We start from the raw sequence: 22,321 nt of genomic DNA on the forward strand, positions 1-22,321 counted from the left end.
CGGCGGCCTCGGCCGGCTCGCCTGTCTGCTGGTTCTCGGTGTCGTCCTGGGCCACGTCGGTCTCCTCGGCCTCGTTGTCCTCGGTGGCGGCCTGCGTGGGCGACCCGGCGGGCGCGGAGGCCCTGCGGCGGGTACGGCGCGGCGCGGGTGCGACGGTCTCGGCTTCTGCGGCGTCGGCCTGCTCAGCGGCGGGCGCGGCCGTCTCGGTGGCGGCGGCCTCGGCGGCCGTCGGTGATCCGGCGGAGGCGGAGGCGCGGCGCGTGGCGCGGCGGCGCGGACGCGCGGCCGGTTCGTCCGGCGCCTCGACGGCGGCCTCGGCCTGCGGTGCCGGGGCAGTGGCCTCCGGCTGCGCGGCGGTCTCCGCCTGCGCGGTGGTCTCGGCGGCTGGTGAACCCGCCGGGCGGGACGCGGCGCGACGGCGCCCGCGCGGAGGCAGGGTGTCGCTGGGGGTGTTCGGTTCGGAGCCCTCGTCGGGCTCGGTCGGTTCGAGCATGCGGGCATTTCTCCCGTCGGAGCTCCCGGGTCGCCGCGCCTGGTCCGGGGCCGGTCTCGTAAAGACCGGCCGCCGCTGACGTCCGCGGCCCGCGCGATGCGCGATGGCCGCCGTCCGGGGCGCGGGCGCCGCACGGGAGCACTCTGTGTCCTGTCTCACCGGTTCCGTACGCCTTGTCGGTACGGCCTGGCGAAAGTCTTCTGGTCGTCGGTGCGCTGCCCGACCCAGGTGGCTCCCGGATACGAGGGCGGCGCTACGGCGTCCGTCCCTACACGGAACCTTCCGGCACCGGCGCCGTCGCGGCGGCAGCCGGTTCGGCCTTCGGGGCCGGGGCTGCCTCGCGGTCGGGCGCGAGCGGGTCGGTCACCATGCCGGTCTCTTCATCGAACAGCCCCTGCGCCAGCCTGGTCACCGCTGCGGGGACCGGCGGCGCCAGGTCGGCCACGGCGCGAAGACCGGACAGGACGTCGTCGGGTCGTACGGCAGGCGTCACGTGCCGAACAACCAGGCGCAGTATCGCACAAGGCCGGTCGCTGGGCCTATCAGCCGCCTCGTCCCGCGTTTCCAGGGTGACGACGGCGGCGCGGGCGTCGAAGGTGCGGACACCGTTCTTGGCCATGCGCTGGACCTCGACCGTCTCGGCCCCGGTGAAGGCCTCGGCTGCGCGCCGGGCCTCCTCGGGGTCGACGCCGTCCAGCCGCAGCTCCCACACGGAGGCGGTGAGCCGGTCGGCCAGCCCCGAGGTCCGGCCCTCCACGGCGTCGACGATGTCGAGCCCGGCGGGCATCGACTCGTCGAGCAGGACGCGCAGGGCCTCGGGGTCGCGCGGCGCGGTCAGCGCGATCTCCAGGTACTCCGCCTCACTGCCCGTGCCGGTGGGTGCGGCATTGGCGTACGACACCTTCGGGTGCGGTGTGAACCCCGCCGAGTAGGCCATGGGTACGGCGGCTCGGCGCAGGGCGCGCTCGAAGGCGCGCTGGAAGTCGCGGTGGCTGGTGAACCGGAGGCGGCCGCGCTTGGTGTAACGCAGTCGGATGCGCTGCACCGCGGGTGCGGGCGGCGGGCCTTCGGGCTGTCGCTTGCCCAGTGTCCTAGTCCTTCGTGAGAACGGTCGTACTGCCACCAAGAGTACGTGGATCGTGCCCGTGAGGTTCCCGCCGGTCCACGGCCAGGGGCCGGCGGGGGGCGCCGAAGAGGGCGCGCCGCAGGTCCCGGCGGGTCTCGCGGACGGTGTCGCGGGCGGCGGCGAGAGTGAGCCGGGTGACCCGTCCCACCTCGCGCGCCGCTCGGGCGGCGGGCCGCAGTACCGCGTCGCGTACGGCGTGCCCGACCGGGGTGAGGACCGTCCGGTACACCCAGCGCGCGGGCTCCACGAAGATCCACCGGAAGAGGGTCCCCAGCGCCCGCCCGACGACGAGGGAGAGGCGCCCGGCGATCCGCCAGGCGTGCCCGAGCGCGTCGGCGACCTCACGCGCGACGACGGCCAGCACCCGCCCGACGGGGACGAGGACCCAGCGCCACAGGGCGAGGGCGGGCAGCACGAGCAGGACCCGCAGCGTCCAGTACAAGGCGGCGCCGGCCCCGGTGACCAGGGCGTCCGCGAGCCACAGCAGGGCCCGGCCGACCGGGCTCAGCACCCGGGCGTACAGCCACCTGGCCGGGGCGACGAGCAGGTACCCGAGGAGCAGGGCGGCACCGGCGTACACCGCGCGCCCGGCGGCGGCCAGCAGCGCGCCGAGGCCCCGCGCGAGCCACGCCAGCCCCCGGCCGGCCGGTGCCAGCAGGTACGCGCCCACACCCCGCGCCGTCCAGCGCAGCGCGTGGCCGAGGGGGGTCAGGAGATGGCGGTACGCCCAGTACAGCGGTGCGGCGACCAGCACGGCCGCGAGCCGGCGCAGCGCCGTGCCCACCGGGACCAGCACCCAGCGCCACAGGGCCACGAGCGGCCATACGAAGAGCGCCCGGCCGGTCCACAGCAAGGCGCGGCCCAGCGGGCGCAGCACCGTGGCGTGCAGGAGCCGTCCGGCGAGGACCAGCGCGTCCCACGCCAGCCGTACCGGCACCACGAGCACCAGTACGACGATCCGGACGGGCAGCCGGACGGCGACGACGAGGCAGCCCTCCGGGGGCTGCGGGGCGGGCGGCTTGTCGAGGTCCATACCGGCATGGACGCCGGTGGCCCGCTTTCGGATGCCTTTTCAGGTCACCGTGGTGAGCCGGGCCTTGTACGTCTCCGGGTAGCGCTGGGTGAACTTGACCGCGACCACCAGCAGGGCGACGGGGATGACCCAGTTCAGCCAGTCGTCCTGGCGGGAGAAGTGGACGGCGAGCCAGGTGGAGGCCGTCATCGCGGCGAAGGTGACGCCCCAGTACGTGGTCAGCACCCGGTTGATGTGCCGGAAGACGGGTGAGTCCCAGTACTGGCGCGGGGTCGACTCGCGGGCGTACTGCGCGGTGAACGGGTCGTACAGCAGGGAGGCGAACGCCACCACCGCGACCAGGCCGTTGGAGATGACCTGGGCGTAGGTCTCCAGCCAGAGCAGGTCCGAGCGGTCCAGGGCGAGGGCGAGTACGGAGATGACGGCGAAGAACACGATGCCGGCCGCGTCCAGGACGCGGATCGTCCCGTGCAGCAGATCCTGGGCGGACAGCACGACGGCCGCGACCAGCGCGGCGAGGGCCGCGTACTCCCAGGTGCTGGGGCCGGCCACCACACCGAAGATGATCCAGGGGGCGAACGACAGGAAGACACTGCCGGTGGCGACGGGCTTCTTCCTTGGCGAGATCTGTTCCGTGGTCGCCCGCTGCACCATAGGACGTCCTCTCGTGAGGTGTGCCGTCGTGGGATGTCGCGGCCCGCCCCCCCGTCCCATGGTGGGGCCGCTCGCCCCGGCCCGCACGCCGCCCGTGGTGCGGTGCGGCGGCGCTGCCCCTACCGTGAGAAGTGCGGTCCGGACCAGTAAGGGGTTCACGCGGCATGTCCGGGAGCCGTCATGACGTATCGCTTCAGCGAGAACGACCAGTTCAACTACGAGATCCTGCTCGCCCTCGGTTCGGTGTGGCGGCAGGGAGCCGACGCGGGCGAAGTGCTCACCACCGCCGCGTCGGTGGCGGACGGGGACGGGCAGGCGTGGTTCGACGCCTGGCTGGACCTCGGCCGCCGCGTCCGGGTGGAGGCGGAGGAGTGCGCGGCGGCCGGCCACCTGGTGAGCGCCCGCGAGGGCTGGCTGCGCGCGGCCGGCTATCTGGGCACCGCGATGGTGGGCGTGGACGCGGTCCCGGACGCCGGGAAACGGGCGGCGGAGGCGTTCGCCGAGCACCGCGCCTGCCTCGACCGGTTCCTGCTGGCCCTGGACCCGCCCGCCGTTCCGGTGTCGATCCCCTACGAGGGCACGACGCTGCCGGGCTATCTGGTGAGCCCGCCCGGCACCGGCGACGGGCCGCTGCCGACGCTGATCGCCAACAACGGCAGCGACAGCCCGCTCAGCGCCACCTGGACGCTGCTCGGCGCTCCGGCGGTGGAGCGCGGCTACCGGGTGCTGCTCTTCGACGGTCCCGGCCAGCAGTCGATGCTGTTCGAGCGCAAGGTGACCTTCCGGCCGGACTGGGAGAACGTCATCACCCCGGTCGTGGACTTCCTCCTCGCCCGCCCCGACGTGGACCCGCGCCGGATCGCGCTGGCCGGAATCAGCCAGGCCGGGTACTGGGTGCCGCGCGCGCTGGCCTTCGAGCACCGCATCGCGGCGGCGGTCGCCGATCCGGGGGTGGTGCGGGTGGCGGAGAGCTGGTGGCAGCACCTCGGCCCGGACCTGCGCGAACTGTGGGAGTGCGGGGACCGCGACGCCTTCGACGCGATCATCGGGGAGGCGCTGGAGCAGAACCCGGCGCTGGCCGCGACCTGGCGCTGGCGGGCCAAGCCGTACGGCATCGAGGCGCCCTACGACCTGCTCCGCGAGGTCTCGCGGTACGACCTGCTGACCAAGGTCTCACGGCACGACCTCACCCGGATCGTGGACCACATCACCACCCCGCTGCTGGTCACCGACCCGGAGGGCGAGCACTTCTGGCCCGGCGCCTCCGAGCAGCTGTACGACGCCCTGCCGGGCCCCAAGGAACTGGTCCGCTTCACCGAGGAGGAGGGCGCGCACCTGCACTGCGAACCCCTCGGGCGTGCCCTGTTCGAGGAACGGGTCTTCGACTGGCTGGACGCCCGCCTCGCCACCGCCGGGACGGTGTGAGAAACGGGTTTGATCACCGTACGGCTGCGGCCGCGTAACACATTGACCTGACCACGCCAAAGTCATGGATTCCGGCCGGCGCTGCTGATTGCATGGGAAGCAATTCACGCATATCCCTGGGGGGGAATAAACATGCACTGGTACGTGGACGTGCTCAAGAAGTACGCGGTGTTCAGCGGTCGCGCGCGCCGGCAGGAATACTGGATGTTCACCCTGTTCAGCGTGATCATCAGCATCGTGCTGTCGATCCTGGACAACGCGCTGGACATCAACTTCCTCGCCTTCATCTACGCGCTGGGGGTCCTGCTGCCGTCCCTCGCCGTCACCGTCCGCCGCCTGCACGACACCAGCCGCACCGGATGGTGGACCCTGATCGCGCTGGTCCCGCTCATCGGCGCCATCGTCCTGATCGTCTTCCTCGCCTCCGAGGGCAAGCCGGAGGCCAACGAGTACGGCCCCAACCCGAAGCACGCCCCGACGGTCTGACACCGACCGGGAAGGGCCCACCGGATCTTTCCGGTGGGCCCTTCGTCGTGTTCGTGCTCAGTGGGAGTGGCCGCCCGGCGCCGGGGCGGCGTTCTGGGTGAGCAGTTTCCCGCCGTCCGTGGACCACACTCACGCGAGGGGGGATGTCAGTGCACGAAGACACCGGTATCGCCCGGCTCGGTCTCCAGGGCCGAGCGATTGAACAGCAGCAAGCCGGCGAAGAAGAGCCCACCCACCACGAGCAGGCCCACCACGATCAGCACGGGAACAAGCGCCTCGGCCGGCGACACCAGCACGAACAGAGACAGAAGCGTCCACATCAGCGCGCAGACCGCGACCGGCATCTCGAACCGCCCGAGGTCGAACGCGCCCTTCCTGCGGTCGAGACGGCGGCGCACCGCCAGATACAGGACGATCGTCGCCCCGTAGATGATCGCCGGAAGAATCGTGGAGGCGGTGATCAGCTTCAGCAGCGCGGCGCCCGGCAGCGCGACCATCAGAGCGAGGCCCACGACGAGGATCAGCACCGTCGCGGGGACCGGCGTCCGCGTGCGAGGGCTGACCCGGCGCATAAGCCGGTGGGCAGGGAAACGCCCGTCGCGCGACATGGCGAAGACCATCCGGGAGCACGCCGTCATCACCACCGTCCCAGCTCCGAAGAACGCGATCGCGACGGCCGCCAGGAGCACTCTCTCCATCGGCGGCCCCAGTCGCTCGCGCATGATCGCCGCGACGGGCGACTCGCTCGCGGTGATCCGGGGGATGTCCTCGACCGCCACGGTGAGGCAGATCAGGAACACCATGCCCAGCACACCGGCGGCCAGGACGGAGCCCACGATCGCGCGCGGGACGCTGCGGAAGGGGTCCTTGGCCTCCTCTGCCAGGTTCGCCGCGGAGTCGAAGCCGACCAGCGTGGCGAGCCCCATGATCATCGCGATCATCAACCCGCCACCGACGTCGAAGTAGTGCGGGGCATGCTCGGCGACGCCGCGTGAGATCAGATTGCCGGCCGCGCCACGACCGGTGACCGCCACCACGATGGCGAGGACGAGCGCCACCACCACGACCAACGCCAGTTCCAGCCCCACCGCGGTGGTGTTGATCAGGCTGACAAGGCGCGTGGAAGCCACCACGACCGCGGCCTGAACCAGCAGAATCACCAGGGTGATCACACGCGCCGTGTCCTCGTCCGGCCCGATACCGGCGAGAGGCATGAACGCCTGACTCGCGAGGGCGTTGTCCACCGCCACCACCGCGATGGCCAGGTAGCAGAAGCTCAGCCAGCCGAACCCCCAGCCGACCTTCGGGCTGGCCAGCCGGGAGGCCCACTGGTACGACGAGCCGCTGAGCGGGATACGCCCGGCGAGCTGGGCCACGACCAGGGCGACCAGTACCTGACCCACCGTCGCGACACCCCACAGCCAGATCCCCACCGGCCCCGAGTTCCGCAGCACGTCGTCGTACGTCGAAAAGATGCCGACCGCCACCGAGATGAACGCGAACGAGATCGCGAACACCTGAAAGGAGCCGAGCGTCCGCTTCAGCTCCTGCTGATAGGCCTCTGGGGCAGCGGCGTCCTCCTTGCCCTCGGAGCCCGGCGAAACCGCTTCCACCACTTCGGCACCCCTCTTCCGTCACGCCCGGCCGCCCGACACCCTCACACCCGGCTCTCACGGGCCAGGGCGCCGGCTTACCGTCCGTGCCCTTGGGGTTCATATAAGACATACGCGCCGCACTTGCGCACCCGGAAGATCAGCACCGTCACCCGCACAGCACCGAAGCGAGTACCTCGCCCACGTCAGTGCGAGTGACCACTCGAAGCCGACGCCTGACCTGCGTTCTTGACCGCCAGAGGGAGCAACTTCTGGCCGGTGGGGCCGATCTGGATGTGGGTGTCCAGCTGCGAACAGAAGGAAACGGATCCAAATCCATCCGATAGTGTCCGCCCCCGTGAAGACGTACGACGTGGAGACCGAGTGGTCCGCCGCAGACATCGCCCTACTGGAGGACCTGAAGAGGGCGGAGGCGCTGCTCCCCGAGGACGCTCCCCGAGCCCTGCTCTCCATCCGCCTGTCTGTACTTACGGACGACACTACGTCGCCGGTGCGGCAGGAACTCGGCCTTCGCCTACTCGCCAGGGAGAAGGGGTACCGCGTCGTCGGTGTCGCCTCGGATCTCAACGTGTCGGCGACGAAGGTTCCGCCGTGGAAGCGAAAGGCGCTCGGCGAGTGGCTCAACAACCGAGCCCCCGAGTTCGATGCCCTGCTCTTCTGGAAGCTCGACCGGTTCATCCGGCGCATGACGGACCTGTCCACCATGATCGAGTGGTGCGAGCGGTACGGGAAGAACCTCGTATCGAAGAACGACGCGATCGACCTCGGTACGACTGTCGGCCGGATCATGGTCACGCTCATCGGGGGCATCGCTGAGATCGAGGCGGCGAACACGTCGACCCGTGTGACTTCGCTCTGGCACTACACGCGGACTCAGGACGCATGGCTTGTCGGCAAGCCTGCGTACGGCTACGTCACCACGAAGATTAACGGCAAGCCTGCCCTTGCCATCGATCCCGACTCACACAAGGCGCTGCACTGGGCTCGCCGCATGGCGCTGCGAGGAGTGTCCGCCCGGCGCGTGGTTCGGTGCATCCTTCGCGCCGGGCTCATGTCCGCCGGGCTCACCCCGTCGACTCTCCTCCGGCGCCTTCGGAACCCGGCGCTCATGGGGTACCGGGTCGAGGAGAACAAGCAGGGCGGGAAGCGGCGGAGCAGGATCGTTCTCGGCAACGACGGCAAGCCGATACGGGTCGCTCCCCCGATTTTCACACCGGAGGAGTTCGAGACCCTTCAAGCGGCACTCGACCGCCGAGGGAAGAACCAGCCCACCCGGCAAGCGGGCGGAGCCACCCGGTTCCTTGGCGTGCTGATCTGCGTCGACTGCACGACCAGCATGACCGTGCAGAAGACGACGACCAGCGGCCGAGAGTACGCCTACCTGCGGTGCGGCAACTGCAAGAGCGGAGGGCTCGGCGCCCCCGATCCGCAGGGCGTGTACGACGTGCTTGTGGACGATGTGCTGCGAGTCCTCGGCGACTTCCCCGTACAGGTCCGGGAATACGCGCGCGGAGCGGAGGCTCGCGTCGAAGTGAAGCGACTCGAAGATGCCATCGCCTACTACATGACCGAGCTCGAACCGGGAGGCCGCTACACGCAGACGCGGTTCACTCGGGAGCAGGCGGAAAAGACACTCGACAAGCTCACGGACGAACTGAGCGCCGTCGACCCCGAGACCACTCAGGATCGCTGGACCCTCGTCCACAACGGCAAGACGTTCCGCGAGACGTGGAAGGCGGGAGGCATGGAAGCCATGGCCGAGGACCTGCGCCGCGTCGGCATCACATGCGAGGTGACTCGGACCAAGGCCGAGGGGGTGCGCGCTCCGTCTGTGCACCTGCGCTTGAAGATTCCACGCGACGTGCGCGAGCGTCTCGTCATCAAGAGCGACGACTTCGCCGCCAAGCTCTGACGGAGTGATGCCCCTGCCCTGGCCGACCGGTCTTCGATTGGGACATTGTGGACCCTGCCGACACTTTTTCTCTCCGCACTCGCCGTTGCCGTCGCCTGTGAGCCGGGTGAGTGCCGAACGTTCGGACATGCCGAACCCCCTTGCTCTAACCCCCATCGGTCCGACCGCGCGATGACGGTAGAGGGGGTGGCGCACTGCGACTGGCGGGGCCTGTGCGGGCCTGTGCCTGGCGATCCGAGCTTGGGGGGCAATAGGGCGCGGCGCGGGCCTACGGGCCGCTCACGCGGCCTCTGAGCAGCTCCACGAGTGGAAGCGAGAGGCGGCCGGGCTTGTGCCCGACCGCCCGTCACCGCTACACCCACTCGACCGCCGAGACGATGCCCGCATCTCGCCGAGGAGCAGGGAGCGGCGTACGCCGCGCGGGGCGAGGAGCCTGCTCACGCTCCTTGGTTCCGAGCCCTCGGATGATCTCGGCACGCTCCGCCTCGGTCATGTCGGCAAGCGTCTCAGCCATCCGCCGGACGGCATCACCGCTGTTCACAGCTACTTCTTGACGGTGAGCGGTAGCAGCTTCTTACCCGTCGGGCCCGTTTGTGGCCATGTGTCAAACTGCGGGCAGACTCCGCAGTCGAAGCACGGGGTCCAGCGGCAGTCCTCGACCTCGGTTTCGTCGAGGGCGTCCTGCCAGTCCTCCCAGAGCCAGTCCTTGTCCAGGCCGGAGTCCAGGTGGTCCCAGGGCAGGACCTCCTCGTAGGAGCGCTCGCGGGTGGTGTACCAGTCGACGTCGACGCCGAAGTCCGCCAGCGTCTTGTCCGCACAGCCCATCCAGCGGTCGTAGGAGAAGTGCTCGCGCCAGCCGTCGAAGCGGCCGCCGTCCTCGTAGACCGCGCGGATGACCGCGCCCACGCGCCGGTCGCCGCGCGAGAGCAGGCCCTCGACGATGCCGGGCTTGCCGTCGTGGTAGCGAAAACCGATCGAGCGGCCGTACTTCTTGTCGCCCCGGATCTTGTCGCGGAGCTTCCGCAGGCGGGCGTCGGTCTCCTCGGCGGACAGCTGCGGTGCCCACTGGAAGGGGGTGTGCGGCTTGGGCACGAACCCGCCGATGGAGACCGTGCAGCGGATGTCGCCCGAGCCGGAGACCTCGCGGCCCTTCTGGATGACGTGGGTCGCCATGTCCGCGATCTGGAGGACGTCGTCGTCGGTCTCGGTGGGCAGACCGCACATGAAGTACAGCTTCACCTGGCGCCAGCCGTTGCCGTAGGCGGTGGCGACCGTGCGGATCAGGTCCTCCTCCGAGACCATCTTGTTGATGACCTTGCGCAGGCGCTCGGAGCCGCCCTCGGGGGCGAAGGTGAGGCCCGAGCGACGGCCGTTGCGGGTCAGCTCGTTGGCCAGGTCGACGTTGAACGCGTCGACCCGGGTGGAGGGGAGGGAGAGGCCGATCTTGTCATCCGTGTAGCGGTCGGCCAGGCCCTTGGCGATCTCACCGATCTCGGAGTGGTCGGCGGAGGACAGCGACAGCAGGCCGACCTCCTCGAAGCCGGTCGCGTTCAGGCCCTTCTCGACCATGTCGCCGATGCCGGTGATGGAGCGCTCGCGCACCGGGCGGGTGATCATGCCCGCCTGGCAGAAGCGGCAGCCGCGCGTGCAGCCGCGGAAGATCTCCACCGACATCCGCTCGTGCACCGTCTCGGCGAGCGGCACCAGCGGCTGCTTCGGGTACGGCCACTCGTCCAGGTCCATCACCGTGTGCTTGGAGACCCGCCACGGGACACCGGAACGGTTGGGGACGACCCGGCCGATCCGGCCGTCGGGCAGGTACTCCACGTCGTAGAACGCCGGGATGTACACCGAGCCGGTCTTCGCCAGCCGGAGCAGTACCTCCTCGCGGCCACCGGGCCGGCCCTCCGCCTTCCAGCGGCGGATGATCTCGGTCATGTCCAGCACGGCCTGCTCGCCGTCACCGATGATCGCCGCGTCGATGAAGTCCGCGATCGGCTCCGGGTTGAACGCCGCGTGCCCGCCGGCCAGCACGATCGGGTCGTCCACCGTACGGTCCCGGGACTCCAGCGGGATGCCCGCCAGGTCCAGCGCGGTCAGCATGTTGGTGTAGCCCAGCTCGGTGGAGAAGCTCAGGCCGAACACGTCGAACGCCTTCACCGGGCGGTGGCTGTCCACCGTGAACTGCGGGACGCCGTGCTCCCGCATCAGCGCCTCCAGGTCGGGCCACACGCTGTACGTGCGCTCGGCGAGGACGCCCCGCTGCTCGTTGAGCACCTCGTAGAGGATCATGACGCCCTGGTTGGGCAGACCGACCTCGTACGCGTCCGGGTACATCAGCGCCCAGCGGACCTCGGCCTCGTCCCAGGGCTTGACCGTGGAGTTCAGTTCTCCGCCGACGTACTGGATCGGCTTCTGCACATGCGGGAGCAAGGCTTCGAGCTGAGGGAAGACCGACTCGACAGACATCGCGGCGTTACCTTCGTGAGCTGACTGGGGGCGCCTCCCGGCCGGAGGCTGGAAGGGTGACCATCCAGCCTAACCCGTCCGGACGCCTCCCCCGCACGCCGATCTCAGTGCGGGAACGCGGAGCGGGCCTTCTCCCACCGGGCGGGCAGCTCCGCCTCCGCCCGCCGGGCCGCTTGCTCCTCCCGCTCGTGGAGCACCCCGTAGGTGAACGTGCTCTCCCCGGACGCGTGCGCCACCGCGGCCAGCTCCCGCAGGGTCTGCCGGGCCAGCACGCTGTCCTGGTGCTCGCCGAGCAGGCTGGTCAGCTTCTTCGCCGCGCGAGCCAGGGCGCCGGCGGAGCCGCCCAGCGCGGGAACGGCCGCCTCGGCGGCGTACCGGGCGCGCTTGGCCCGCTTACGGGCCTCGTGCAGGGCATGGTCGCGCTCCTCGCCGGGCGGCAGCTCCAGCGCGGCCGTGACCAGCCGGGACAGCGTGGCGCCCTCCTTCCGCAGCGCGCGGGTGAGCACCCTGTCCGGCTTCCGCGCCGCCTTCTTCCGCAGCGGCGGGTCCGCGAGCAGGGTGTCCAGGCTGTCCAGCAGGGCGAGCTGGCGGGCGGAGTCCAGCACCCCGATCAGGTGGGCGCGGGTACTGCCGTGCCGGGCGGTCGCCCAGGAGGCGAGCCGCTCGCGTACGGGACCGGTGACCAGGCCGGGCGGCAACGCGTCCAGGGCGGACGTCAGCCGGTCCGCCAGCACCTCCTGGTCGCGGTCGAGCCCGAGTTCGCGCGCCAGCCACTTCAGCTCGGCGGCGACCGGATCGGTGGCGTCCCGGTCCAGCACCGAGCCGTAGCCGCGGAAGGCGGAGCGGAGCCGCCGGGTGGCGACCCGCATCTGGTGCACGGAGTCCGGCAGGTCCCGGCGGACCCCCGGGTCGCGGGCGAGGATCGCCTCGCGCTGCTCCCGGAGGTACGCGAGGACGTGGTCCCCCGCCGTCACCGGCCCGGCCGCCCGCGCCGGCCGGGGACGCGAGCCGCCGGTGCGCCGCAGCGCCTCGGCCGCCTTGGACGACGCCTTCGACGGCCGTACCCCCGCCTCGGCGAGCCGCTCCTCGACGGCGTCCAGTACGGCCGGGTCGGCGCCGTCTGCCAGCTCCACCTCGATCTCGGTCCACCGGGTGGTGCCGCCCGCCCGGTTGAGGCGCTCGGCGGTCACGGTGTCCACGCTCGCCTCGGCCAGCAGGGCGCCGCCCGCGTCGAGGAGGTGCCGCACGTCACGGGCCGTCCGGAGCCGCACCACGGGCACCAGTTCCGCGCCCCGGACCCGTGCGCGGACCAGCGCGGTGATCTCCTCGGGCACGGTGTCCGAGAGCGGCGCCCGGATCTCGTCCCGGACACCGGGCGCGACCGGGAACTTCAGGTGCCACCCGGCGTCCGAGCCGCCGGTGCGGCGGCGCAGGGTGAGTGAGGCGGCGCCCAGGCGCTCGTCGGCGGTGTCGTAGTACACGGCGTCCAGCTCGACCACCCCCCGGTCGGCCACGTCCGCGACCCCGCCGGCCCCGGCCAGTTCGGGCAGCTCGCCGCCCGCCACCTCGTACTTCCGCTCGATCTCCCGCTTCACGTCCGTCATGCACCGAATCTAGAACGCCCCGGCGATCTCAACCAGCCCACCGGCCACGGGTGAACCCGCGAGCCCCGTCGGCCCCCGGCGCGCACGCACGGCTCCTGCCCGCGGAGCCGTCGGCGGACCACCGTGCGCCACAGCCGCACACGGGCCCGATGGCCGAGCCGGGACCGGGGGCGCCTGACCGCACCGCCGCCCGGCCCGGCCCGCCGGACCGCCGGAGGCTCACGCCGACATCGGCCGCTGCGCTCTGATCGACTGCAGCAGCCCCACCGCGATCCACACCGCGAACATCGAGGAGCCGCCGTAGGAGACGAACGGCAGCGGCAGGCCGGTCACCGGCATGATGCCCAGGGTCATGCCGATGTTCTCGAACGCCTGGAAGGCGAACCAGGCGACGATCCCGGCGGCCACGATCGTGCCGTACAGCTCGGTGGAGTCGCGGGCGATACGGCAGGCGCGCCACAGGATGACGCCGAGGAGGAGGATTATCAGGCCGGCCCCGAGGAAGCCCAGCTCCTCCCCCGCGACCGTGAAGACGAAGTCGGTCTGCTGCTCGGGCACGAACTGGCCCGTGGTCTGCGAGCCGTGGAACAGCCCGGAACCGGTCAGCCCGCCGGAGCCGATGGCGATCCGGGCCTGGTTGGTGTTGTAGCCGACGCCCGCCGGGTCCAGATCGGGGTTGGCGAAGGCGGCGAAGCGGTTGATCTGGTAGTCGTCCAGGATGTGCAGCTGCCACACCGCGATGGCACCGGCGGCGCCCGCCGAGATCAGGCCGAACACCCAGCGGTTGGAGGCGCCGGAGGCGAGCAGCGCGCCCAGGATGATGATCACCATGACCATGACCGACCCGAGGTCGGGCATGAGCAGCACGATGAGGATCGGCACGGCGGCCAGCCCGAGCGCCTGGAGGACCGTGCGGTGGTCGGGGTACGCCTTGTCGCCCGCGTCGACCCGCGCGGACAGCAGCATCGCCATGCCCAGGATGATCGTGATCTTCACGAACTCCGAGGGCTGGAGCGAGAAGCCGCCGCCGAGGACGATCCAGGAGTGGGCGCCGTTGACGGTGGAGCCGAGCGGGGTGAGCACCGCGAGGATGCCGGCCAGCGACAGCCCGTAGAGGATCGGCACCGCGTTGCGCAGGGCGCGGTGGCCGAGCCAGAGGGTGCCGATCATCATGGCGAGGCCGATGCCGGTGTTCATGAAGTGCCGGAACAGGAAGTAGTACGGGTCGCCCTGGTTGATCTCGGTGCGGTTGCGGGTCGCGGAGAACACCAGCAGGGAGCCGATCATCGACAGTGCGAGCGCCGCGAGCAGTATCGGCCAGTCGAGCCTGCGGGCCAGCGAGTCACGGGCGAAGATCCTGGTCCAGCCCGCGCGCTCCGGGCCGTACCCGGAGACGGAGAAGGTGTTGCCGGTCATGTGCGCGTCCTCCGCTTTCCCCTCCGGTGGGGCCGCCTGCGGGTGTTGCTGTTGGTGTCGGGCGAGGGCGGCGAGGTGGCGGGGGGCTGGTCCTCGCCGTTGCTGGTGTTGTTCTTCTGCGCGGCCTCGACGTCCTTGGCCGGGTCGCCGGCGACCTTCGCAGAGGCCACCGTGCCATCGGGGCGGACCTTCGGGAGGGTCTGCTGGGGCTGGGGCAGCATCGCCTTCCTGTTGTCGACGGAGCCGTCGCCCTGCACGCCGTAGAGCGCGCTGTAGATGTTGCGCACGGCCTCACCGGAGGCTCCGGAACCCGTACCGGCCTGGGCGATCGTCATGATCACCGTGTAGTCCTCGGAGTAGGTCGCGAGCCAGGAGGTGGTCTGCTTGCCGTAGACCTCCGCCGTGCCCGTCTTGCCGTGCAGCGGGATCTTGTCCTGCGGCCAGCCGCCGAACTTCCACGCGGCGGTGCCCCGGGTGATGACGCCCGCGAAGGCGTCGTCCATGCCCTTGAGGGTGGCCTTGCTGACCGGCAACCTACCCGACGGCCTGGGCTTCAGTTCGCGCACCGACTTGCCGTCCGCGCTGATGACCGCCTTGCCGATGCTCGGGTGGAACATCGTGCCGCCGTTAGCGACGGCGCCGTAGATCACCGCCTCCTGGATCGGCGTGACGAGGGTGTCGCCCTGGCCGATGGAGTAGTTGATCGAGTCGCCCTCACGCATCTTGTTGCCTTCGAGGCAGTTCTCGTAGGCGATCTTCTCGACGTAGGAGCCGTCCTTCTTGCCGTACTTGCACCAGGCGTCCTTGTTGGCCTTCCAGTAGTCCTGCTTCCACTGGCGGTCGGGGACGCGGCCGGTGACCTCGTTGGGCAGGTCGACGCCGGTCTCCTTGCCGAGGCCGAACTGGTGGGCGGTCTTGTAGAAGAAGTCCTTGGGCTGGCCCTTCTTCGGGTTGATCCCGCCGTCCTTCTTCCACTGCTGGTCGGAGAGGTAGTAGAAGACGGTGTCGCAGGAGACCTCGAGCGCGCGGCCCAGCGGGATCGGGCCGAAGCTCTCACCCTCGAAGTTCTTGAAGACCTGGCTGCCCACCGAGTACGAACTCGTGCAGGGGTAGCGGCCGTCGAAGTCGTACCCCGCCTCGACCGCTGCGGCCGTGGAGACCACCTTGAAGGTCGAGCCCGGTGCGGCCTGGCCCTGGATGGCCCGGTTCAGCAGCGGGTAGTCGGAGTTCTTGCCGGTGAGGGCCTGGTAGTCCTTGGCGGAGATGCCGCCGACCCAGACGTTCGGGTCGTAGTCCGGCGCGGAGGCCATGGCGACGATGCGGCCGGTCTTGGCCTCCATCACCACGGCGGCACCGGAGTCGGCCTTGTAGTTGGTGCCGGTGATCTTGTCGTTCTGCTGGCGGGCGACCTTCATCGCCTTGTCCAGCTCGAACTCGGTGACCCGCTGGATGCGGGAGTCGATGCTGGTGACCAGGTTGGAGCCGGACTCCGCCGGGTCGGCCTGGGCCTTGCCGATGACCCGGCCGAGGTTGTCCACCTCGTAGCGCGTGATGCCGGCCTTGCCGCGCAGTTCCTTGTCGTACTGCCGCTCCAGGCCGGAGCGGCCGACCATGTCGGAGCGCAGGTAGGGCGAGTCGGTGTCCTTGGCCTTCTGGATCTCCTCGTCGGTGACCGGCGAGAGATAGCCGAGGACCTGGGAGGTGCCGGCCTTGCCGGGCGCGCCGTACCGGCGGACCGCCTCGGGCTCGGCGGTGATGCCGGGGAAGTCCTCGGCGCGCTCCCGGATCTGGAGGGCCTGCTTGGGCGTGGCCTCGTCGGTGATCGGGATCGGCTGGTACGGCGAGCCGTTCCAGCAGGGCTGGGGGGTCTCGGCGTCGCACAGCCGGACCTTCTGCTGGACCTCGTCGGGCCTCAGGCCGAGGACGCCGGCGAGCTTGGCCAGCACGCCCTTGCCGTCGTCCCTCTGCTTGAGCAGGTCGGTGCGCGAGGCGGAGACGACGAGACGGGTCTCGTTGTCCGCGAGCGGCACTCCGCGCGCGTCCAGGATGTCACCGCGCACGGCGGGGTCGACCACCTGCTGGACGTGGTTGCCGGACGCCTCCCGCTGGTACTCGGCGCCCTCGCGGATCTGGAGGTACCACAGGCGGCCGCCGAGGGTGCCGAGCAGGGAGAGGACGAGTACCTGGATGACGACCAGCCGGATCTGGACCCGTGGGGTCCGCCCGGTCTCGGGAATGTTGGTCATGGGCGCGGCCCATTCGTTGGAAGGGTGGTGGCGGGCGACGGGCGGGCGTTGGTCACTGCTGCTGACTCCCCCTCTCAGCGCGGGAACTGAGGTGCGCGTACGGACGGCAGGTGAAGTGGGGCGCTGTCACAGCCGTTTGACCCCCTTGATGCGGCCGACGCGGGCCGAGCGGGTGCGGGCCCTGGCCTTCAGCGCGCCGATGCCCCGCTGGGAGCCGAGGCGCAGGCCGGTGCCGGAGGAGAGCCAGCCGGATGAGATGTTCCCGGCCTTGGCGGCGGGCCCGGACTCGGCCAGCGGGTCGTTGTCCGCGCGGCGGGCCAGCCACATCACGCCGGGCACCACGAAGGGGGCCAGCAGCAGGTCGTACAGCGCGGCCGAGAACAGCAGGCCGGGCAGGCCGACATGGCGGGCGGCGGTGTCGCCGACCAGGGCGCCGACGCCGGCGTAGAGCAGCGTGGAGCCGATCGCGGCGGCGACCACGACGGCCATCGGGCCGGTCGCCGACTTCAGCCGGCCGGTCTCGGGCTTGACGAGGCCGGCGAAGTAGCCGATGACGCACAGCACGAGGGCGTAGCGGCCGGCCGCGTGGTCGGCGGGCGGCGCGAGGTCGGCGAGGAGTCCGGCGCCGAAGCCGACGAGGGCGCCACCGACATGGCCGTACACCAGGGCGAGGCCGAGGACGGCGAGGAGCAGCAGATCGGGGACGGCGCCGGGCAGGTGGAGGCGGGCGAGGACACTCACCTGGATCACCAGGGCGACGACGACCAGCACGGTGGAGAGCAGGACGCGGTTGAGGCGCATGGGTGGTTCAGCTCCTACTGCTGCTGGCCGTTGGTGTCGGAGTCGTCCGGCGCGGAGGCGTTCGCCGAGGGGGTGACCGTGACGGTCACCGTGGGCGTCGGGACCGGCTTGGGCTTGGCCGGGAGAACCTCGTCGCGCGGGTCCTTCTTCGGTCCCGTGACGACCACGCCGACGATGTCGAGCTTGCTGAAGCCGACGTACGGCGTGACGTAGAGGGTGCGGGTCAGGCCGCCGCCGGAGGGGTCGACGCGGGAGACCACGCCGACCGGCACGCCGGGCACGAAGGGCTTGTCGGCCTGCGAGCCGAAGGTGACGAGCCGGTCGCCCTTCTTCACCTCCGCCTTGCCGTTGAGGAGTTCCACGCGCAGCGGGCGGTCACCCTGGCCGGAGGCGAAGCCGAGTTCGTCGCCCGCCTCCATGCGGGTGCCGACGGTGAAGTCGGGGTCGTTGGCGAGCAGTACGGTCGCGGTGCCGGGGCCGACCGTGGTGACGCGGCCGACCAGTCCGTCGCCGTTGAGCACGGTCATGTCGCGCTTGATGCCGTCGTTGGCGCCCGCGTCGATGGTGATGGTCCAGGAGAAGCCCTGCGCCGCTCCTATGGCGATGACCTGGGCGCCCTTGATGCCGTACTGGCCCTGGCCGGCCACCTTCAGCATGCGGTCCAGCTGGTTCAGCCGGCTGCGGTTGCGGTCGTCGCTGCCCAGCTTGGCCTTGAGTGCCGCGTTCTCCTTCTCCATGACGGCGAGCCGGTCGTGCCGGTCGCCGGAGTCCCGGACGGCGGAGACGGCGTTGCCGACCGGGTCGACCGCCGTGGAAAGCCCGTTCTCGATCGGGCCGAAGGCCGCGGCCGCGGCCTGCCGTGCCCCGTCGACCGGGGAGTTCCGGCCTCCGCGGATGTCCACCGTGATCAATGCGAACGCGATGGCGATCAGCAGGATCAGGAGCAGGCGGCTCTCTTTCGTGTCCCTCACGTGCGGCGGCCGTGCCCTTCCTCTATAGGAATTCGGGGACCCCGATAAAGCGCCGTGGTGGATGCGCGATTCGAAGGGGGTCCGTTGGGGGAGCTTATGCCTCTATACCAACGAGCCGCCGTACGAGAGCAGAACGTCTCGTACGGCGGATTCGAAGTGTCATGTCAGCGGCGCGGCTGGGCGTCGAGCACCTGCTGAAGCGCCTCGAACTCCTCGACGCACTTGCCGGAGCCGAGCGCGACGCTGTCGAGCGGGTCCTCGGCGATGTGGATCGGCATGCCCGTCTCCCGGCGCAGCCGCTCGTCGAGGCCGCGCAGCAGGGCGCCGCCGCCGGTCAGCACGATGCCGCGGTCCATGATGTCGCCGGACAGCTCCGGCGGGCACTTGTCCAGGGTCGTCTTGACGGCGTCGACGATCGCGTTGACCGGTTCCTCGATCGCCTTGCGTACCTCCGCCGCGGAGATGACGACGGTCTTGGGCAGCCCGGACACCAGGTCCCGGCCGCGGACTTCGGTGTGCTCGTCGGAGTCGAGGTCGTACGCCGAACCGATCGTGATCTTGATCTGTTCGGCCGTCCGCTCACCCAGCAGGAGGCTGTACTCCTTCTTGATGTACTGGATGATCGCGTTGTCCAGTTCGTCACCCGCGACGCGGATGGACTGGGCGGTGACGATGCCGCCGAGGGAGATGACCGCGACCTCCGTGGTGCCGCCGCCGATGTCCACCACCATGTTGCCCGTGGCCTCGTGGACCGGCAGGCCGGAGCCGATGGCGGCGGCCATGGGCTCCTCGATGATGTGCACCTGGCGGGCGCCCGCCTGGGAGGAGGCTTCGATGACGGCGCGCCGCTCGACGCCGGTGATGCCCGAGGGTACGCAGACGACGACCCGGGGCCGGGCCAGATACCGCCGCTTGTGGATCTTCAGGATGAAGTAGCGGAGCATCCGCTCGGTGATCTCGAAGTCGGCGATCACGCCGTCCTTCAGCGGCCGCACGGCCACGATGTTGCCCGGCGTGCGGCCGATCATCTTCTTCGCTTCGGCGCCGACCGCGAGGATGCCACCGGTGTTGGTGTTGATCGCCACGACGGACGGCTCGTTGAGTACGATCCCGCGACCCCTGACGTACACCAGCGTGTTGGCGGTCCCGAGGTCGACAGCCATGTCACGGCCGATGAACGACATTGAGTTCCCCATCAGGATTCGACGGGCCTTCCCTGGAAGCTTTTGAGGGCTTCTCAGGTCGGCGAGGTGGGTGCGGTGACGTGAAGGCTTCCATCGTAGACGCGCCTGCACGAACACCGCGCGAGGGTCTTCGCCAATTGTCAGCAGATGGCGCGCCGCCCCGCTCGTGGAGACGGTCCATCAGGGGCACGCGTTCCCTCGAACGGCAACGCATATGCCGAGGGACTGCCGAAATGGTACGGCCGTCCGGGGGCGGGGTATCCGAGGCCGCTGACACACCCTCAGAAAGATGCCCCGAAACTCCGCACGGTGTGGCCCCGAAGGACCCGCGGCGCACCGGTCAGTCACGACCCGGAAAGAAAATCTTCACCTCGCGCTCGGCGGACTCCTCCGAGTCCGAGGCGTGGATCAGGTTCTCCCGCACGATGACACCGAGGTCGCCTCGGATGGAGCCGGGAGCCGCGGCGATCGGGTCGGTCGGGCCGGCCAGCTGCCGCACACCCTCGATGACCCGCTCACCCTCGACGATCAGCGCGACGACGGGGCCGGAGGACATGAACTCGACAAGGGGCTCGTAGAACGGACGGCCCACGTGCTCGGCGTAGTGCTGCTCCAGGAGGCCCCGGTCCAGGTTCCGCAGTTCCAGCGCGGCGATCCGCCAGTCGGCCTTGCGCTCGAGACGGCCGATGATCTCGCCGATCAGGCCACGACGGACGGCGTCGGGCTTGAGCAGGACGAGGGTGCGCTGGGTCACGAGAGGCTCCTTACGACTGACGTGCGGTGGCACGAGGTTACAGGGCGTGTCCGCACCCTCGTCACGCAGCGTCAGCCGTAGGGGGTGACCCGGCCTCGGCTGCCGCCGCGAAGCGGGCCTTGGCCGCGTCGACCTTGCGGCCGTAGTGCACCGACGCCCACCACAGGGCCGCGAACACCGCGCCCATGAAGTACATCATCGGCACGAAGAGGCCCGAGGCGATCAGCGCGAGCTGGAGCCCCCAGCCGAGGACGACACCGCCCGGCCGGGACACCATGCCGCACAGCAGCACGGACAGCACCATGGCGACCCCGCAGACCCACCACACGGTGGACGTGGCCAGCGAGGGGTCCTTCATGGCGACCAGACCGGCGAACCCGATGACGAAGAACTCGCCGATCAGTGTCGAGGAACAGAGCGTACGCACGAGCGGTTCACCTCAGCCCTTCCGAAGCAGCAGGCGGGCCTCGCCCACCGTGATGACCGAGCCGGTGACCAGTACGCCGCCGCCGGCGAACTCGCCCTCCTCCTCGGCCAGGGTGATCGCGGCCTCCAGCGCCTCCGGCAGCCGGGGCTCGACCTGGACCCGGTCCTCGCCGAACACCTCGACGGCGATGCCGGCCAGTTCGTCCGCGTCCATGGCGCGGTGGCTGGTGTTCCGGGTGACGACGACCTCCGCGAAGATCGGCTCGAACGCCTCCAGCAGTCCGCGCACGTTCTTGTCCGCGCTCGCGCCGACCACGCCGATCAGCCGGCTGAAGTCGAACGCCTCCCGCACCGCCTCGGCGGTCGCCTCGGCGCCGCCCGGGTTGTGCGCGGCGTCCAGCACCACGGTCGGGGACCGCCGGACGATCTCCAGCCGGCCCGGCGAGGTGACGGCCGCGAACGCCTTGCGCACGGTGTCGATGTCCAGCGGTTCGGCGCGCTCGGCACCGACCCCGAAGAACGCCTCGACGGCGGCGAGGGCGACGGCCGCGTTGTGCGCCTGGTGGGCGCCGTGCAGCGGGAGGTAGACCTCGGGGTACTCGCCGCCGAGCCCGCGCAGGGTGAGCAACTGGCCGCCGACGGCGACCTGGCGGTCCACCACGCCGAACTCCATGCCCTCGCGGGCCACGGTGGCGTTCTCCTCCACCGCCTTCTTCAGCAGCACCTGCGCCGCGTCCACCGGCTGCTGCGCCATGATCACGGTCGCGTCCGGCTTGATGATGCCGGACTTCTCGGTGGCGATCAGCGCGGGCGTCCCGCCCAGGCGGTCGGTGTGGTCCAGTGAGATCGGCATGACCACGGCGACATCGCCGTCGATCACGTTGGTCGCGTCCCAGCTCCCGCCCATGCCGACCTCGACCACGGCGACGTCCACCGGGGCGTCCGCGAAGGCGGCGTACGCCATGCCGGTCAGCACCTCGAAGAAGGACAGCCGGTGCTCCTGAGCGGTGTCGACCATCCCGATGTACGGCTTGATGTCCTCGTACGTCTCGATGAACCGCTCGGCGCTGACCGGGGCGCCGTCCAGGCTGATGCGCTCGGTGACCGACTGCACGTGCGGGCTGGTGTAGCGGCCGGTACGCAGCTCGAAGGCGCCGAGCAGGGCCTCGATCATGCGGGCGGTGGAGGTCTTGCCGTTGGTGCCGGTGATGTGGATGGAGGGGTACGTGCGCTGGGGGTCGCCCAGGACGTCCATCAGGGCGGCGATCCGGGTGACGGAGGGCTCCAGCTTGGTCTCGCCCCAGCGGGTGGCCAGCTCGGTCTCCACCTCGCGCAGGGCGCGGTCCACCTCGGGGTCCTCGGGCCGGGCCGGTACGTCGGCCTCCGGCGAGCCGCCCTGGGTGCGCAGGGTGCGGCTGCCCGCCTCGATCACGGCGAGGTCGGGGTCGCGGTCGGTCTCCTCGGCGATGATCTCGTCGAAGTCGGCGAGGGGGTCTGGCGTGTCGTTGTTACCGGGCGAGTCACTCACGTCGCCCAGTCTACGGAGGGGGCGGGGCGCCGCGCGTGGTGGTCCGGCTGCGGCGCGGGCGAGCGAGAGCCCCCGGCGCCGCGTCGGGACGCTGTTGGTTTATTCGGGAGCTGGTCCTATTTCGCCCCGTCGAGCTCATGCTCGACGGGGCGAAGTGCTGCGAAGTGGCTGGTGCGGGTG

17 protein-coding genes and 1 pseudogene are annotated in these 22,321 nt (G+C 70.7%); 3 read left to right on the forward strand and 15 right to left on the reverse strand.

All coding sequences use genetic code 11. The features are described from left to right. The 4 genes and pseudogenes from ACFWN1_RS19985 to ACFWN1_RS20000 form a co-directional block, all read right to left on the reverse strand. Positions 1-493, reverse strand: a pseudogene (locus ACFWN1_RS19985) (ribonuclease E/G); the annotation flags it as partial. A 268-nt stretch (positions 494-761) separates the two neighbouring features. Next, entirely contained in the window at positions 762-1,538 is a 777-nt protein-coding gene (locus ACFWN1_RS19990; protein ID WP_384363652.1) for a TIGR03936 family radical SAM-associated protein, read from the reverse strand. A gap of 46 nt (positions 1,539-1,584) precedes the next feature. After that, positions 1,585-2,652, reverse strand: a complete 1,068-nt coding sequence (locus ACFWN1_RS19995) for a hypothetical protein (protein ID WP_384363654.1) — start codon at positions 2,650-2,652, stop codon at positions 1,585-1,587. A 39-nt stretch (positions 2,653-2,691) separates the two neighbouring features. Next, on the reverse strand, positions 2,692-3,306 hold the full coding sequence (locus tag ACFWN1_RS20000) for a hypothetical protein (protein WP_384363656.1): 615 nt from the start codon (positions 3,304-3,306) through the stop codon (positions 2,692-2,694). 180 nt (positions 3,307-3,486) lie between these two features. Here ACFWN1_RS20000 and ACFWN1_RS20005 point away from each other — a divergent pair, with 180 nt between their 5' ends. Beyond that, positions 3,487-4,731 (forward strand): alpha/beta hydrolase family protein, encoded by a 1,245-nt coding sequence (locus ACFWN1_RS20005; protein WP_384363658.1) that lies wholly within the window; start codon positions 3,487-3,489, stop codon positions 4,729-4,731. A 132-nt stretch (positions 4,732-4,863) separates the two neighbouring features. Next, a complete protein-coding gene (locus tag ACFWN1_RS20010; RefSeq protein WP_384363660.1) occupies positions 4,864-5,217 on the forward strand; it encodes a DUF805 domain-containing protein in 354 nt (117 codons plus the stop codon). Between the two features lie 146 nt (positions 5,218-5,363). Here the strand turns inward: ACFWN1_RS20010 and ACFWN1_RS20015 are convergent, their stop codons facing one another. Continuing rightward, entirely contained in the window at positions 5,364-6,833 is a 1,470-nt protein-coding gene (locus ACFWN1_RS20015) for an APC family permease (RefSeq protein ID WP_384363662.1), read from the reverse strand. 349 nt (positions 6,834-7,182) lie between these two features. Between ACFWN1_RS20015 and ACFWN1_RS20020 the strand changes: the two genes are divergently transcribed. Then, complete coding sequence (locus ACFWN1_RS20020; RefSeq protein WP_384363681.1) at positions 7,183-8,742, forward strand: recombinase family protein; 1,560 nt, start codon at positions 7,183-7,185, stop codon at positions 8,740-8,742. Between the two features lie 543 nt (positions 8,743-9,285). Here the strand turns inward: ACFWN1_RS20020 and ACFWN1_RS20025 are convergent. The 10 genes from ACFWN1_RS20025 to ACFWN1_RS20070 form a co-directional block, all read right to left on the reverse strand. Continuing rightward, the gene (locus tag ACFWN1_RS20025) at positions 9,286-11,211 is read right to left on the reverse strand and encodes a TIGR03960 family B12-binding radical SAM protein (RefSeq protein ID WP_384363664.1); all 1,926 of its coding nucleotides are present in this window, start codon (positions 11,209-11,211) and stop codon (positions 9,286-9,288) included. Positions 11,212-11,315: 104 nt separating this feature from the next. Then, positions 11,316-12,815, reverse strand: coding sequence for a CHAD domain-containing protein (locus ACFWN1_RS20030; protein ID WP_384363666.1), 1,500 nt, complete (start codon positions 12,813-12,815; stop codon positions 11,316-11,318). A 219-nt stretch (positions 12,816-13,034) separates the two neighbouring features. Then, a complete protein-coding gene (rodA, locus tag ACFWN1_RS20035; protein ID WP_384363668.1) occupies positions 13,035-14,231 on the reverse strand; it encodes a rod shape-determining protein RodA in 1,197 nt (398 codons plus the stop codon). Then, the gene (gene mrdA / locus ACFWN1_RS20040; protein ID WP_384363670.1) at positions 14,228-16,477 is read right to left on the reverse strand and encodes a penicillin-binding protein 2; all 2,250 of its coding nucleotides are present in this window, start codon (positions 16,475-16,477) and stop codon (positions 14,228-14,230) included. Before mrdA ends, rodA begins: the two co-directional genes overlap by 4 nt. A 126-nt stretch (positions 16,478-16,603) precedes the next feature. Next, positions 16,604-17,278, reverse strand: a complete 675-nt coding sequence (mreD, locus tag ACFWN1_RS20045; RefSeq protein WP_384363672.1) for a rod shape-determining protein MreD — start codon at positions 17,276-17,278, stop codon at positions 16,604-16,606. Between the two features lie 14 nt (positions 17,279-17,292). After that, positions 17,293-18,249: a rod shape-determining protein MreC gene (gene mreC, locus ACFWN1_RS20050; protein WP_384363674.1), complete on the reverse strand. Its 957-nt coding sequence runs from the start codon at positions 18,247-18,249 to the stop codon at positions 17,293-17,295. Between the two features lie 164 nt (positions 18,250-18,413). After that, positions 18,414-19,433: a rod shape-determining protein gene (locus tag ACFWN1_RS20055; protein ID WP_020940056.1), complete on the reverse strand. Its 1,020-nt coding sequence runs from the start codon at positions 19,431-19,433 to the stop codon at positions 18,414-18,416. 340 nt (positions 19,434-19,773) lie between these two features. Continuing rightward, positions 19,774-20,187 (reverse strand): nucleoside-diphosphate kinase, encoded by a 414-nt coding sequence (gene ndk, locus ACFWN1_RS20060; RefSeq protein WP_384363676.1) that lies wholly within the window; start codon positions 20,185-20,187, stop codon positions 19,774-19,776. Positions 20,188-20,248: 61 nt separating this feature from the next. Next, positions 20,249-20,614: a DUF4233 domain-containing protein gene (locus ACFWN1_RS20065; RefSeq protein WP_384363677.1), complete on the reverse strand. Its 366-nt coding sequence runs from the start codon at positions 20,612-20,614 to the stop codon at positions 20,249-20,251. Between the two features lie 12 nt (positions 20,615-20,626). Then, positions 20,627-22,141, reverse strand: coding sequence for a bifunctional folylpolyglutamate synthase/dihydrofolate synthase (locus ACFWN1_RS20070; RefSeq protein ID WP_384363679.1), 1,515 nt, complete (start codon positions 22,139-22,141; stop codon positions 20,627-20,629). Positions 22,142-22,321 lie beyond the last annotated feature (180 nt).

Origin of the sequence: Streptomyces sp. NPDC058459 (assembly GCF_042721685.1) — a bacterium.
Classification (GTDB): domain Bacteria; phylum Actinomycetota; class Actinomycetes; order Streptomycetales; family Streptomycetaceae; genus Streptomyces.

Excerpts from the sequence above, each read along its gene's own strand:
- ACFWN1_RS19995 (WP_384363654.1), bottom strand. The coding sequence starts at position 2,652 with ATGGACCTCGACAAGCCGCCCGCCCCGCAGCCCCCGGAGGGCTGCCTC.
- ACFWN1_RS20000 (WP_384363656.1), bottom strand. The coding sequence starts at position 3,306 with ATGGTGCAGCGGGCGACCACGGAACAGATCTCGCCAAGGAAGAAGCCC.
- ACFWN1_RS20005 (WP_384363658.1), top strand. The coding sequence starts at position 3,487 with ATGACGTATCGCTTCAGCGAGAACGACCAGTTCAACTACGAGATCCTG.
- ACFWN1_RS20010 (WP_384363660.1), top strand. The coding sequence starts at position 4,864 with ATGCACTGGTACGTGGACGTGCTCAAGAAGTACGCGGTGTTCAGCGGT.
- ACFWN1_RS20025 (WP_384363664.1), bottom strand. The coding sequence starts at position 11,211 with ATGTCTGTCGAGTCGGTCTTCCCTCAGCTCGAAGCCTTGCTCCCGCAT.
- ACFWN1_RS20030 (WP_384363666.1), bottom strand. The coding sequence starts at position 12,815 with ATGACGGACGTGAAGCGGGAGATCGAGCGGAAGTACGAGGTGGCGGGC.
- rodA (WP_384363668.1), bottom strand. The coding sequence starts at position 14,231 with ATGACCGGCAACACCTTCTCCGTCTCCGGGTACGGCCCGGAGCGCGCG.
- mrdA (WP_384363670.1), bottom strand. The coding sequence starts at position 16,477 with ATGACCAACATTCCCGAGACCGGGCGGACCCCACGGGTCCAGATCCGG.
- mreD (WP_384363672.1), bottom strand. The coding sequence starts at position 17,278 with ATGCGCCTCAACCGCGTCCTGCTCTCCACCGTGCTGGTCGTCGTCGCC.
- ACFWN1_RS20055 (WP_020940056.1), bottom strand. The coding sequence starts at position 19,433 with ATGTCGTTCATCGGCCGTGACATGGCTGTCGACCTCGGGACCGCCAAC.